This is a genomic window from Arthrobacter sp. 260 (assembly GCF_013116745.1).
Taxonomy (GTDB): Bacteria; Actinomycetota; Actinomycetes; order Actinomycetales; family Micrococcaceae; genus Arthrobacter_D.
This window is the reverse complement of the sequence record NZ_JABFOE010000004.1, coordinates 160,943-174,240: the sequence shown is the minus strand read 5'-3', so window position 1 is coordinate 174,240 and position 13,298 is coordinate 160,943. Positions and strand designations below refer to the sequence as shown.

Genomic DNA, 13,298 nt, shown 5'->3' with positions numbered 1-13,298 from the left:
TCACGATACTCGCGCCCAGATACGGGAGACAAGGGGTTGTGGGGGAAGGGCGGTAGTGATGCGCCCTGATTCACGTTCGACCCCTGTCGGCGAATACCTCTCCGAGTACCGCGCCGCCTTCTTTTCGATCCCTCCCGCGGATATAGTTCCGTCTGGGGAGATGCCACGATCTGTCCGTACACCTGGGTGCCAACGCATCTTGACTGTCGGAAGGTTCCGTAGCCAGCAGGCTGAGGAGCGGACTGGCCTTGCCTCAAGGAAAAATCATGCCAGCCAGCCCACGTCGCCTGCTGACGTCAGTAACTGCACTATCCATCGCAGGGTTGCTGCTCGGATCGCTGACCGCCTCCCCCGCCGTAGCCCAGCCCGCTGTGCCCGAGCCCGCACCCTCAAAAGAACCTTCCGTCACAGGACTGCCGCCGGACCGCTTCATTGTGAAGTTCAGGGACATGGCACAGACCAGCTCCGCGGACCGCATCGACACCTTCGATGCCACCGGGGAGCTCGGCATCGTGGTTGAGGAAGTCCGACCCACCGGCGACGGCGGCGTCATCGTGGAAGCCACCGAAGATCTCACCGTCAACCAGGTCAGCGAGGTCATCGCGACCCTTGAGGCGCAGGCCGACGTCGAGTACGCGGAAGTTGACCAGTTCGCGAAGCCTGCTGCGGCAACTAACGACACCTACTCCAACTGGCAGTGGAACCTGTTCGAAGCACAGGGCGGAATGCGCGTACCTGACGCCTGGAAAACCGCCACCGGTGCGGGCATCACCGTCGCCGTCATTGACACTGGCAGCACCCCGCACAGCGACCTTGCCCGAAACAGCATTCCCGGGTGGGACTTCATCACAGACACAGCGACAAGCGTCGACGGCGACGGCCGGGACGCGGACCCCAACGACCCGGGAGACTCGTGTGAGGGAGGGCCGTCATCCTGGCACGGCACCCACGTCGCAGGAATCATCGGAGCGGAAGCAAACAACGCCATGGGTGTGGCAGGCGTCGCCTACAACTCCACAGTCCAGCACATTCGTGCAGTGGGCGCGTGTGGTGGCTGGTCCAGCGACATCGCCCCCGCCATCATCTGGGCCGCCGGTGGCCCGGTTGCCGGTGTTCCGACCAACCCCACCCCAGCCCGGGTCATCAACCTGAGCCTGGCTGGCGAGGGCATGTGCAGCACCACCTACCAGAACGCCATAAACTACGCTGTGGGCCGGGGAACAGTTGTCGTGGCAGCAGCCGGTAACGGCTCTAGCCCGGCCATGTTCGCCTCCCCCGCGAACTGCCAGAACGTCATAGCAGTGGGAGCAACCGGGCGCGAAGGCTCCCAGGCCCCTTACTCGAACTACGGCGAAGAGATCGACGTCAGTGCCCCGGGCGGCGACTCCTACACCGGTTATGAAAGCGCCATCATCTCCACCGACAATGCCGGCCATCAGGTCCAGGGCGAGGAGATGTACGAGCTCAAGCAGGGCACATCCATGGCGGCACCCCATGTGGCCGGCACAGCGGCCCTGATGCTCTCGGCCAACATGCAACTGACCCCCGCCCAGCTAGAGCAGACGATGAAGGACACCGCCCGCTCTCTCCCGGGAGCGTGCTCCGGAGGATGCGGAACCGGAATCGTTGACGCTGCCGCAGCCGTCGTCGCCGCTGCCCCCGCCCGGCCCGACGTGGTAAGCGCAACTCCAACGGTCAGCGGCAACTCCCGCGTCGGCTCCACTCTCAGGGCAGTACCGGGGACGTGGACTCCGGCACCCGTCAATTTGGCCTACCAGTGGCTGCGTGACGGCCAGGCCATCTCCGGTGCCTCTGCAATCACTCATGTGGTAACAACAGCAGACACTGGAAAGAAGCTCAGCGTGAGGGTCACAGGCACCAAAGCTGGCTACGATTCCGCAACCCAAACCTCTGCGCCGACAGCGGCAGTCACCGACCCGGCCAACGACGTCGTCGCCCCGACACCGACCATCACCAACGGTGATACTGCCCAAGTGGGCGAGAAACTGACGGCGAGGGTTGGCACCTGGCTGCCCGCGCCCGTGACCCTGACCTACCAGTGGTTGCGCAGCGGATCAGCGATCTCCGGAGCCACCGGTGCGACCTACACTCCGGTGCCGGCCGATCTGGGTAAAACTCTCACCCTCAGGGTCACAGGCAAGAGCTCGGGGATGCCATCCACGGCCCGCACCTCGACCGCGACGAAGGCGGTGCTCCCTGGGGCCCTGTCCGCCGTTCAGCCTACCGTCAGCGGCTTCGCGGCGATCGGATACACGCTGACCGCCAAGCCCGGTACGTGGGCAGCAGGGACGACAGTGACCTACCAGTGGTTGCGCGATGGGGCGAACATCTCCGGCGCCAATTCGGTCACCTACAGGCCGGTCGCCGCGGACGCTACCAAGCGCCTGAGCGTAAAGGCAACCGGGACCAAGGCCGGCTACACCACGGTCTCCAGCACCTCGGCGCAGACGGACACCGTGCCGACGCCGTTCACGGATGTCCCCCTCGGAACTCAGTTCCATCGTGAGATGTCCTGGATGGCTGCCGAAGGCATCAGCACAGGGTGGACCGAGAAGAACGGCACCAAGACGTACCGGCCGCTGACCACAGTGAACCGGGATGCGATGGCAGCCTTCATGTACCGGATGGCCGGCAGCCCGGCCTACACGCCCCCAGCGAAGTCCCCGTTCGCCGACGTCTCCACCAAGCAGGAGTTCTACAAAGAGATGGCGTGGCTGGCATCCAGGGGTATCAGTACCGGGTGGACCGCGAAGAATGGCACCAGGACCTACCGGGCTCTGGACCCCGTGAACCGTGATGCGATGGCGGCGTTCATGTACCGCCTGGCCGGAGGCCCCAATTTCATCGAGCCGGACACGTCACCGTTCGCTGACGTGTCCACCAAGCAGCAGTTCTACAAGGAAATGTCCTGGCTGGCATCCACCGGGATCAGTACTGGGTGGACCTCCGGAAGCACCAAGATCTACAGGGCGCTGACACCGGTCAACCGGGACGCCATGGCAGCATTCATGTACCGGTTCGCCGCCAAATTCCAGGCCGAGCCGCTCGACAGTTAAGCCACCCTAGGTTGGGCCTTACCCGGCTGCAAAATGCTGATGCTTCACGGAGTCCATGAGTCCACGGTCAGCATCAGAGAGGCACCGTGCCCGTGTAGCGGGCGGATGTTGTCCGCGCGGCTTCACGTATTGCGCGGAGGCGTTCTTCACTCGAGATCGACCAGGTTCCATGCACGAGCCGGGGCCAGAACACGGCGGATGCAATCATGCCAAGGAACTGCGTCGCTGCTACTTCCAGGTCATCGATCTCCGCTGTTCCTGCGGCATGGACTTCTGCCAGGTACTGACGGAGCGCGCGCAGCACGGGAAGAGTCCCGAAATCGAAGGCTCGCTCCCTGAGCTCCGGGAATCGGGGGCCTTCCGCGATGATGGTTCGCATCAGGCAGGCGATCTGCGGGCGGTCAAGTATTTCACCGTAGGCACAGCCGATCTGGATGAGCCCTGCGAAGAAATCATTGACTGGTGGGCTGCCCAACTCAATTTCGGGCGTTGAACAAGCAGCGATCACTGTCGCCTCGAACAATTCGCCCTTCACCGGGAACTGTTTGAACAGCGTAGCCTTCGACACTCCGGCGCTCTCAGCTACCTTCGCGAGGGACGTCCTGTCGTACCCGGCGTCGAGAAACAATGTGGTGGCCGCATTGAGGATGTCTTCACGATTCTGCGACGCAATTTGCTGGTGATACGGGGAAACGTTGCGGGCCATGACACCCACTATCCCATATGGTGAGCCCATTGACTCACCTCTTCATGAATGCGATTATTCTTATGGTGAGTTTGCCGACTCACCTTTCAGAGCCCCTGAGGAGCATCACGATGGCAACAGTGATCATTCATGCAACGGTAACCCTCGATGGATTAATGGCCGATGTCGACGGAGGAGTCGACTGGATGTTTGGACTTCCTTCCGCGCCCGAGGACGAGATAGTCGTTCAAAGAGTGATGGATCAGATTGGTGCGATCGTTGGTGGAGCGAACAAAACCCAGACGATCGAGGAGGGCGAGCAGCCGTACGGCGGGATGTTGAAAGTGCCCGTGTATCTGATGACCCGACGGGAACATAGCCCGATCGAAAAGGACGGCACCATCTACACCTTCGTCGTGGACGACCTAGCTCGTGCCGTTGCGTCAGCGAAGGCAGCGGCGGGAGACAAATGGGTCAGCTTGCTGGGAGGACAAGTCTCGCGGGCCTGCCTGCAGATGGGCCTCGTCGATGAGATCCACCTGGACGTCGTGCCAGTCCTGCTCGGAGATGGGATCTCACTCTTCGCTGGACTGGGGCAGCGGGTCAATCTGGAACGGCTCGAGACCTCGGGATACGCCAGTGAAGCTCACCTCCGCTACCGGGTGGAACACTGATCGGGGTCTGATGCTGGACCGGCTGATGCGAAGGACATTTTGAGCGAACGAGAAGAACGAGTAACCAATCGAGAATGGGCTACTCGGACGAGGGGCGCTGCCGGTTCTGTTTCGTCGTCGAGCGCTGCTGCTTGGCGGCGAGGTGCCGTCGGACGGAACCTCGAGTGGGCCGGGTGGCGCGACGCTGGCGCGGGCCAGCAGACAGTCCCCGGTTTACCAGCTCGGCAAGCTTACGCAGGGCTGTTTCACGGTTGCGGAGCTGGGAACGCTGCTCGGAGGCGGCGACGGTGACCGATCCCGCGACAACCCGGTCACCGAGTCGGGTGAGCAGCAAGTCCCGTTGCCCGTCCGAGATGGCGGTCGACTCGGCGACATTCCAGGACAGTTCCGCCCGGGTATCCGTGGTGTTAACGTGTTGCCCGCCTGGCCCTGACGACCGGGAGAAACGCCAGCTGAGCTCGCGCTCGGGAATGGTGATCCCGGGCGAGACTTCTAGATCCATTCCACCAGCCTGACACAGGGTGCTAATCAGCGGGAAGCCACGCCGGGAGCACACCCGCTAGAACAGTGGCCAGGGCACCGCCGACATTTCTCCGCTCGGCGCAGGGAATCGACCGACGCTGCGCAGCCGGCTGCAGCGCGCGCTCAGCGCCTCAAGCTCTTCGCCGGTGAGCAGCCCGGCCAGAGCGGCCCCCAGCTCGCCTGAGAGGCCTTCACTGACTCGGTCAATGCCGTCGAGTTCGTCGTCGGTCAGCTCGTCGCCCAGCCAACCCCACAACACCGTTCGAAGTTTGTTCTCGCTGTGGAAGGTGAGCCCGTGGTCCACACCGTGGCGGTGCCCATCGGGCATTGCGAGAATGTGGTCGCCCTTCCGGTCAGCGTTATTGACGACGACGTCGAACACTGCCATCCGCCGGAGGGCTGGCGAGTCTTCGTGGATGAGGCTGACAATCCGATCGTTCTCGTCCCGTCCGCTCAGGACACTTTTCCAACCAGCCTCAGGCACCTCGTCAGCGGCCACCAGGTCCACGGCGGCCTGGGCGGGGTCCTGTTCCTGCCACAGCTGCACCATCCCCTCACCCATCGGGCCGTCGCGCAGCCAGGTATGCGGCACCACGTCCCATCCCATGACCTGGGAGACGAGGTAGGCGGCAACCTCCCGGTGGGCCAGTGTCCCGCTGGGAAAGTCCCAGAGCGGGTGCTCTCCGGCAATCGGCTTGTAGACCACTGCGGCCTCACCGATACTCCCGAGGAAGGTGGCGTTGGACGCAGTCGTGATGCGACCGGTGAGCGTGAGCTCCGCGGTCGCGAGGTCGGGCGCTGGCATCAGCCCTCAGGAGTGGCGCAGGTGTGTCCACCGGGGTCGATCGGCTGGCCGCACAGTGGACAGGTTGGTCGCCCGGCGCCCACTACCTCACGCGTGCGCTTGGCGAACGCGCGGGCTGTCCCCACCGGCATCCGGACGAGGAGCATCTCGGTCACTTCAACCTCTGCCTCAACATCGGCGAGGGATTCGTCGTCGTCGGTGTCCAGTTCGGTGATCGGGTACGCCTCAATGACCACCTGCACGGTCGAGGGGTCCCACCCCAGGCTCATGGCGCCAGTACGGAACTGTTCCTCGACGGGCTCCAACTGGTCGTTGTCAACCAGTTCAATGGGGGTGCTCGCGGGAATGCTGAAGGGATTTCCCTCAAGCGTGCCGAGCTGATCCAGGATCTCGTCGATCTTCTCCGCCAGCTGGGCCGACTGCTGTTTCTCCATCGCGATACTCACGATCTGCGAGCCCGCGCGTACCTGTAGATAGAAGGTTCGCTCCCCCGGAAGGCCAATGGTGCCAACGACGACGCGATCGGGCCAAGTAAACTCGTGAACTTTTGTGGGCATAGTGATTATTTTATGCGATGGGGGCCGGTGGTGTCTGATGTCCTGCTCCGCCGCCCACCGGCGCATCTCCGGCAGGTGAGCTCTTCGACAACCACGACAGGTCCCCTCCGTCAGTATTGGTGGCGATGACGCTCGGTCGGCTCGCGCCGTACCGCACGATCGACACGGAAGCGGGGTTCACGTTGATGCGCTGAAACAGGTCCAGATGGACGCCGAGCGCGTCGGCGAGGATCGACTTGATGATGTCTCCGTGGCTGACCGCCACCCACACGGCGTCGGGGCCATGCTCGGCTTCGAAGGCTGCGTCAAGGCGGCGAATCGCCGCCACGGAGCGGGCCTGCATCGCCGCCATGGATTCGCCTCCGGGAAAGGTGACTGCTGACGGTTGGGACTGCACCACCGACCACAGCTCCTCCGTCGCGAGCTCAGTGAGGGTGCGGCCCTGCCACTGGCCGTAGTCGCACTCGGTGAGGTCGACGTCGGTCGGCGTCGCCGGGGTGCCGCTCTGGCGGGCGAGGATGAGCTCCGCGGTCTGCTGGCAGCGTTCCAGGGGGCTGGACACCACTGCGACGACCGGGACGACGGCGAGTCGTTCGCCGGTGAGGGCCGCCTGGTCGCGTCCCACCTGGTCAAGGCTGACGCCGGCCGTCCGCCCGGCCAGGAGTCCTGACGCATTCGCTGTCGTACGTCCGTGCCGCACGAGAATCACTGTTGCCATCCACCCAGCCTAGTCATCCGCTTACTAGGCGGATGAGCAAATGGCCTTAGCGACGGGGTTGGAGCTACTGATTTCCGTCTACATCGTGAGCATCCTGAGACTCATTGCTGGATGTGTGGCGAAAGTCACGAGCCTGGACGGCGAGGTTCGCTCGCGGTAGCCCCGTACACTCATCACGGGTCGATCCTGAAGGAACCTCGGCGACGCCGAAGGAATTTAGACCCCGAAGGAACTTAATGGCCCCCCTAGACGCTTATAGCGTAAGCCGGCCAATTCCGGCTGGTGATCCCTGTACTCTGGTTGATCACACAACTGAAGGAGAAGCAACGCCCGCATGGCAACAGACTACGACGAACCACGCGTCAGGCCCGAGGACCAGCCTGTCAACGAATCGCTCGAAGCGATTCAGGCTCAACGCAGCGCCACCACCCAGTCGTCAACGATTGACACCGACGAGAGCGACACTGCTGAAGGCTTCGATCTCCCCGGCGCTGTCCTGGAGGAAGAACTCCTCATCTCGGTCATCCCCGAGCGTGAAGACGAGTTCACCTGCATGTCCTGCTTCCTGGTGAAGCACCGCACCCAGCTTGCACGCGAGAAGAACGGCGACAAGTACTGCGCCGAATGCGAAGGATAGTCTCAGTCCTTGGCTGAGGTACTCGACCCGGATGTGCTGCTGGTGGCTATCTGTCGGTCCTGACCATCCAGTCAACTGATACCGGGTTGGTGCCGATCCGCAGACAGTTGAAGAATAGGGTCAGGCGCTGAGGTCGATGCCCTGCAATTGCCGGCGGGACCTCACGCCGACCTTCCGGAACACCTTGCGGAGGTGGTAGTCGACTGTGTTGGGACTCACGAACAGCCGCACCGCAATGTCAGAGTTGGTGAAGCCGTCTCTGGCGAGGGAGGCAACTGCCAGTTCCTGGGATGTCAGCAGGGTGGTCGCCACACGAAGGGTCTGAGGGTGGAACTCTCCCAGCGCGGCGAGTTCCCTGCTCGCGCGGTTCGCCCAGCAGGGTGCGTCGAGTTCGCGAAAAAGGTCGAGCGCGGTGGACAGATGGCGGGCTGCCGCCGAGCGTCTCCGTCGTCGGCGTAGCCACTCCCCGTACAACAGGTGGGTGCGGGCGGAGTCCATCTCGAGACCGGGCTGAGCGAGCAGGTCTAACGCCCGGTCAAAGTGGATGGTTGACTCATCTGCCGCCAGAAGCGCGAGGCTTCGCTCCCTGAGACCGGCCGCCATGCGGCTTTCGGCCGTGCATTCCTCGCTCTTGAGTTTTTGCAGGAGGTGAGCGGCCGCGGGGTAGTCCCCGGCCCGTGACGCACATTCGATCAGGTCGGGGAGATAGTGCGCCCCGACGTAGAACGGGTCGTCATATTTGACCAGGCGTCCAGCATCCCATGCCTCCACATATCGGCCCTGGGACGCACGCAGGAGCATGGTACCGATGAGATGCGACGACACACTGATGCCGTACCCCACCGCTTTCGCCTCCGCGGTCAGGTTCTCCTCGACAGGCGCAGACTCGGTACCGCTCCAGCCCCGCAGGGCGGGCAGCGACGTCACTATGTTCGCGCATCGGGGCGGCAAACCCATAAAGGTGACGAGGGACGCCGCGTTCCGCAACTTTTCCCTCCCCGCGCTGACCTCGCCCAGCAGCACACTCTCGTAAGCCCCCAACAGCAGAATGCGGCACAGTGCCAGAGTCGCCCCGCAGCCCCGGGCGATCTGCTCTGCCCGCAGAATGACTGCTGAACTCGACGCCGGGTCATGCAGGAGGTCCGCTGCATAGGCGATACACACGCAGGACTGCAGAACGTCCTCCTCGGACACCAGCGCCGTGGTCGCCATTCGACTGGCCTCACCCACGAGGGGCGCTGCCGCTGCCCGTCCGTCGAGCACCAGGGTACTCAATGCGACGAGCGCCTGGGTTGGCAGGTGCCCGCTCGGGCGGGTACCGCAGATCAGCCGCGCCTCTTCAGCGATTTCGCGCGACGATGTCCCCTGCACCAACTCATCGGCCAGCACCAGCGCCCAGAAGGCTGAAATGATCGCCTGCCGGGCTCGATCGGGTTCGGTAGCGCGGAAAAGTCGGGCCGCCGAAAGCAGCCGGCGGGCGCGGAGGGGGAACTGGGGGCCCTGGCTGGGAGCGGCGATGTCCATTTCACAGTGGGCGATGATCAGCCGTCCCCGTCCGACGTCGTCCAGAAGGTTCGGGTCGATACTTTTGAGGAGCGCGCTGGCCTGCACTCCTGATCCTGCGGCAATCGCGTATTCACTGGCGGCAAGCAGGCGCGAGGTCCTCGTCGGTGCGGATGAGGTGAGGGCAGCCGCCCGGAGCAGGAGCGTGGCGCGGGTCGTATAGTCGTGCCCGCCGCGTGGTTGGGCCTGGCCTTCGAGCGCGGCAGCAACCTCATCGTCGGGACCTATGGTCGCGGCACAGCGGTGCAGGATCTGCCGGTAGGTCTCGCCCCGCTGCTGGGCCACCGTTGCCAACTGGGCGTGCACCGCACGGACGTCGTGGCGGGGCGCGCCGTGGTAGATCGCGGACCGGACCAGCGGATGGCGGAACTCGACGGTTCTGTCGACACGCACCAGGCCGGCGGTTTCTGCCGCGCACGAGGCGTCCCTTCCCAGTCCCAGCGCCTCGCTGGCCGCGGTGATGACCTCCAGATTTCCGTCGGGTTCGGCGGCCGCGGTCAACAGCCAGAGCCGTGTCCCGGTGTCCGCCGCCTCGATTTCCCGGAGATAGTGGCCTTGCAACCACCGTCCGGCCGGGATCGGATCGGGAAGCGCTTCTTCCCCACTGAGCTGATGGTGGGTCAGTGCGCCCGGAAGCTGCACCAGCACGAGAGGGTTCCCGCCCGATGATCGGACCAGGCGTTGGGCCACGCGCGGGTCCACCGGGTGGGGTGAGGAGGAAGTGAGCAGCGTGGTCGCCTCGCCCTCGGTGAGGCCGCCGAGGGTGTGGGTCGGAAAGTCATCGAGAACGGTGGCTTCGTCGTCGTCGCTCCGGGCAACAAACAGCAAGGCCACCCGTTCGGTGGTCAGACGCCGCCCGGCGAAGGCAAAGGCGGCAAGCGACTCGGAATCCAGCCACTGGGCGTCGTCGCAGAACCATACGAGGGGTTGTCCGGCAGATAATCCGGACAGGAGCCCCAGGACGCCCAGACCGACCAGCGGACGGGGTGCAGGAGCCCCCGGGGTCAGCCCGCAGGCAGCGAGCAACGCCGCCCGCTGGTCAGGAGGGAGAATCTCCAGCCATCCCCGGTGGGCCAGCACGAAGCGCTGCAACGCGCCGTAGGGAAGGTCGGACTCGGTTTCGACGCCGGTGAGCGGCTGCACCCGTAGCCCGGGAAACCCGGCGAGCACTGACAGGACCAGCGAGGTCTTACCGATCCCGGCCTCGCCTCGGAGCACCCCGGCCGCTCCCGAGCCATCAGCGGCCGACGCAATGAGTGCAGCAAGCCAGGCTCTGTCGTCGAATCGTCCAACGAAACTACCTGGCGGCGTGTGCCTGACCATTGAGTCCCGATCCTGAGACCAATCTGGGTTATCGGGATGATGATAGCAACGGGCCGATTCTCTGGAAAGGGAACTGGATGTCTCCCCAATTGGTCACGCGGTAGCCGAGGACGGCATTTCCTGGGCATGTGCGAGTGTCCAGTCCAGTGCGTAGTCGGCGACTGCCTCCCATCCGGGCTCAGCACAGGTCCAGTGGGAGCGGCCCGGAAACTCGTGGTACTCGGTGAGGGCGGGCGACTTTCCCCAGTGCTTGGCGTTCGATTTGTTCACCGATGGGGGCATGATGTGGTCGTCTCCCCCACCGATGAACAGCAGCGGCGCCCTGTCGATCGAGTAGTCCACCCACGTCTCCTGGTGTCCGGGTTTGAAGTTCGCCAGCAGACCATAGGCCCAGACCCAGTTCCCCGGGGCGGCAATGGCGTAGCGCTCGTAGGCTGCGTCGGACTCTTCACGGCTGATGGTGTTGGCGAAGGCGTAGTGCCACTCGTCGGCCGTGAACCCGACAGCCTTGCGGTAGTTCGCCGGGTTCTTCAGGGCTGGAAACAGGGACCGCGCCTGGGATAGCGGTGTGACCCGTACGCCTTCGGTGGGGGCTGAATTGATTGCTGCCCCGGCGGCACCGAGTCCCCGGGCGAGCAGCAACTGGGTAAGTGCCCCGCCGAAGGAGTGCCCCATGATGATGGGGGGCTCGGGGAGGGCCTCGATCACGCCAGCCAGATGTTCGACAGTTTCTGGCACTGTGAGCTTGGCTATCACGTCAGGGTTCTCGCGCAGTGCCTCGACCTCAATGTCGAAACCGGGATAGGCCGGTGTGTGAACTGTGAAGCCTTTGGCCTCGAAGCGGGCTTTCCAGTCTTCCCAGCTGCGGGGTGTGACCCACAGTCCGTGGACCAGGACAATGGTGTTTGGTGTCTTGAAGCTGCTCATGACGATTGGTTCCTTACGATGGAACGTTTAGGTGGAGATGAAGGACAGGATGTCGGAGTGAAGCCGTTCGCGTTCAGTGTCGGGGAGGCCGTGCGCGCCGCCTTCGTACACGATGAGTTCGGCGTCCGGGATCAACTGGACCGAGAGCTTCCCGCTCAGGTCGAACGGCACGATCTGGTCGTCGTCGCCCTGAATGATCAGGGTCGGCACATCAACCCGGGTCAGGTCCTCCCTGAAATCGGTGGCGCTGAACGCGGCAATGCACTCGTACGTGTTGTGGGTCCCCGCGGCGAGCCCCTGCAACCAGAAGGCGTCACGGGTCCCCTGCGGAACGGTGCCGGTCCGGTTGTGACCGAAGAACGGACCATCGGCAAAGTCCCGGTACAACTGTGACCGGTTTGCTGCCTCGCCAGCGCGGATCCCGTCGAAGACGTCGATCGGAAGCCCCGCTGGGTTGTCCTCGGTGCGAAGCATGAAGGGCGGTACCGCTGACACGAGGATCATTTTCGCGACCCGGGCACTGCCGTGTCGGGCAACGTAGCGCACAATCTCTCCGCCGCCGGTGGAGTGACCCACCAGCGTGACCCCGGTGACGTCCAGAGTGGTCAGAACGGCATTAAGGTCGTCAGCGTAGGTATCCATCTCGTTGCCAGTCCAGGTCTGGGTGGACTTTCCGTGTCCCCGCCGGTCATGGGCGATGGCCCGGTAGCCGTGCCCAGCGAGGAAGGATGCTGTGGCTTCCCACGCGTCGCTGTTGAGTGGCCATCCGTGACTGAGGAGGACGGGCGCGCCGCCAGCTGGCCCCCAATCCTTATAGAAGATTTGGCTGCCATCTTGGGTGGTGACATAGCTCATGGGTTCCTCCGTGGCTTGCGGGGCTGATACTCACCAGAGTCGCGAGAACCGGTGCTGTTTAGCACCACGAGGAACGCGTAGTCTCTCACGCCCGTTGGGTGCCCCAGGATGCAATTCTCGTAGTCGACGGACGCACCCTGGGCGCTGTCCGCCGCCTTCGGGCGGCGGCTGCCCCGGCTACTATCAAAGGCATCCAGCAACCCAGCAGAGCGGAGTACAGCGTGGAACTCGGAGCATTTTCCGTCAGCCTTGCCGTCAAGGACATCCAGGCTTCGGCCACCTTCTACGAATCTCTCGGGTTCACCAAACATGGCGGGGACATCGCCCAGAACCGGTTGATCCTCAAGAACGGTGAGACTGTCCTCGGACTGTTCCAGGGGATGTTCGAGAGAAACTCGTTGACTTTCAACCCGGGGTGGGATCAAAACGCGGGGCCCCTTGAAACCTTCACTGATGTCCGGGATCTGCAGCGACAATTGAGGGCCTCCGGCGCTGATTTCCTGGCGGAAGCGGATGAGGAGACGACCGGTCCCGCAAGTTTCGTGGTGGTCGACCCGGACGGGAATCCGGTCATTGTTGACCAGCATGTCTGAGCGAATGGTGCCCACAAGTGAGAGCAAATTCCTCGCCCAAACAAACGGCCCTGGTGTTCGCACAGTTATGACCCGCAATTGATGAAAGTTACTTCCTATTAATTGCCGGTCTGCACATTGTGCATATACTGGGGGCAGCTTCAAGAGACGCGGTCGTAAAGCTCCGACTGGATCGCGCACCAACCCCATGTTCGTGGGTGGTTCGGATGACGAAGCGGCCTTCGCCTCGGTGATTCCCCGACCGAGCCGGCGCAGGCAAGAGCACTTCGAAAGGCGTACCTCGTGAGTTGTCCGGCCAGCCGTTCTATTTCCTAGTAACTTCGCGCTAACTATTCAGCGCTAATTCGACACCCCATTCATTC

General features: G+C 63.6%; 12 protein-coding genes and 1 riboswitch. Of the genes, 4 read left to right on the top strand and 8 right to left on the bottom strand.

The annotated features are described in order from the left end of the window. Nucleotides 1-266 precede the first annotated feature (266 nt). Nucleotides 267-3,077 carry a S8 family serine peptidase gene (locus HMI57_RS06765; RefSeq protein ID WP_171585179.1) on the top strand — a complete coding sequence of 937 codons (2,811 nt, stop codon included), beginning with the start codon at nucleotides 267-269 and terminating at the stop codon, nucleotides 3,075-3,077. Nucleotides 3,078-3,150: 73 nt separating this feature from the next. On the opposite strand, the gene HMI57_RS06760 is transcribed toward HMI57_RS06765, so the two are convergent. Then, complete coding sequence (locus HMI57_RS06760; protein ID WP_228720967.1) at nucleotides 3,151-3,813, bottom strand: TetR/AcrR family transcriptional regulator; 663 nt, start codon at nucleotides 3,811-3,813, stop codon at nucleotides 3,151-3,153. Between the two features lie 80 nt (nucleotides 3,814-3,893). Here HMI57_RS06760 and HMI57_RS06755 point away from each other — a divergent pair, with 80 nt between their 5' ends. Beyond that, nucleotides 3,894-4,436 (top strand): dihydrofolate reductase family protein, encoded by a 543-nt coding sequence (locus HMI57_RS06755; RefSeq protein WP_171585178.1) that lies wholly within the window; start codon nucleotides 3,894-3,896, stop codon nucleotides 4,434-4,436. Between the two features lie 79 nt (nucleotides 4,437-4,515). Here the strand turns inward: HMI57_RS06755 and arfB are convergent, their stop codons facing one another. Genes arfB through HMI57_RS06735 form a run of 4 tightly spaced genes read right to left on the bottom strand, consistent with a single transcriptional unit; the run spans nucleotide 4,516 to nucleotide 7,038 of the window. Further along, nucleotides 4,516-4,938, bottom strand: coding sequence for an alternative ribosome rescue aminoacyl-tRNA hydrolase ArfB (gene arfB, locus HMI57_RS06750; RefSeq protein ID WP_171585177.1), 423 nt, complete (start codon nucleotides 4,936-4,938; stop codon nucleotides 4,516-4,518). 57 nt (nucleotides 4,939-4,995) lie between these two features. After that, the gene (locus HMI57_RS06745; protein WP_171585176.1) at nucleotides 4,996-5,763 is read right to left on the bottom strand and encodes an SCO1664 family protein; all 768 of its coding nucleotides are present in this window, start codon (nucleotides 5,761-5,763) and stop codon (nucleotides 4,996-4,998) included. Next, on the bottom strand, nucleotides 5,763-6,320 hold the full coding sequence (locus HMI57_RS06740; protein ID WP_171585175.1) for a DUF3090 domain-containing protein: 558 nt from the start codon (nucleotides 6,318-6,320) through the stop codon (nucleotides 5,763-5,765). Before HMI57_RS06740 ends, HMI57_RS06745 begins: the two co-directional genes overlap by 1 nt. A 10-nt stretch (nucleotides 6,321-6,330) precedes the next feature. After that, nucleotides 6,331-7,038 carry a histidine phosphatase family protein gene (locus HMI57_RS06735; RefSeq protein ID WP_171585174.1) on the bottom strand — a complete coding sequence of 236 codons (708 nt, stop codon included), beginning with the start codon at nucleotides 7,036-7,038 and terminating at the stop codon, nucleotides 6,331-6,333. 334 nt (nucleotides 7,039-7,372) lie between these two features. Between HMI57_RS06735 and HMI57_RS06730 the strand changes: the two genes are divergently transcribed. Further along, the gene (locus HMI57_RS06730; protein ID WP_019482691.1) at nucleotides 7,373-7,675 is read left to right on the top strand and encodes a DUF4193 domain-containing protein; all 303 of its coding nucleotides are present in this window, start codon (nucleotides 7,373-7,375) and stop codon (nucleotides 7,673-7,675) included. A 120-nt stretch (nucleotides 7,676-7,795) separates the two neighbouring features. On the opposite strand, the gene HMI57_RS06725 is transcribed toward HMI57_RS06730, so the two are convergent. The 3 genes from HMI57_RS06725 to HMI57_RS06715 all read right to left on the bottom strand — a co-directional run bounded on the left by HMI57_RS06725 (nucleotide 7,796) and on the right by HMI57_RS06715 (nucleotide 12,343). Beyond that, nucleotides 7,796-10,561, bottom strand: a complete 2,766-nt coding sequence (locus tag HMI57_RS06725; RefSeq protein ID WP_171585173.1) for a LuxR family transcriptional regulator — start codon at nucleotides 10,559-10,561, stop codon at nucleotides 7,796-7,798. 93 nt (nucleotides 10,562-10,654) lie between these two features. After that, complete coding sequence (locus tag HMI57_RS06720) at nucleotides 10,655-11,488, bottom strand: alpha/beta hydrolase (RefSeq protein WP_171585172.1); 834 nt, start codon at nucleotides 11,486-11,488, stop codon at nucleotides 10,655-10,657. A gap of 27 nt (nucleotides 11,489-11,515) precedes the next feature. Continuing rightward, nucleotides 11,516-12,343: an alpha/beta hydrolase gene (locus tag HMI57_RS06715; protein WP_171585171.1), complete on the bottom strand. Its 828-nt coding sequence runs from the start codon at nucleotides 12,341-12,343 to the stop codon at nucleotides 11,516-11,518. Nucleotides 12,344-12,441: 98 nt separating this feature from the next. Here HMI57_RS06715 and HMI57_RS06710 point away from each other — a divergent pair, with 98 nt between their 5' ends. Beyond that, the gene (locus HMI57_RS06710; RefSeq protein ID WP_228720966.1) at nucleotides 12,442-12,936 is read left to right on the top strand and encodes a VOC family protein; all 495 of its coding nucleotides are present in this window, start codon (nucleotides 12,442-12,444) and stop codon (nucleotides 12,934-12,936) included. 138 nt (nucleotides 12,937-13,074) lie between these two features. Further along, nucleotides 13,075-13,204, top strand: a riboswitch (SAM riboswitch). Nucleotides 13,205-13,298 lie beyond the last annotated feature (94 nt).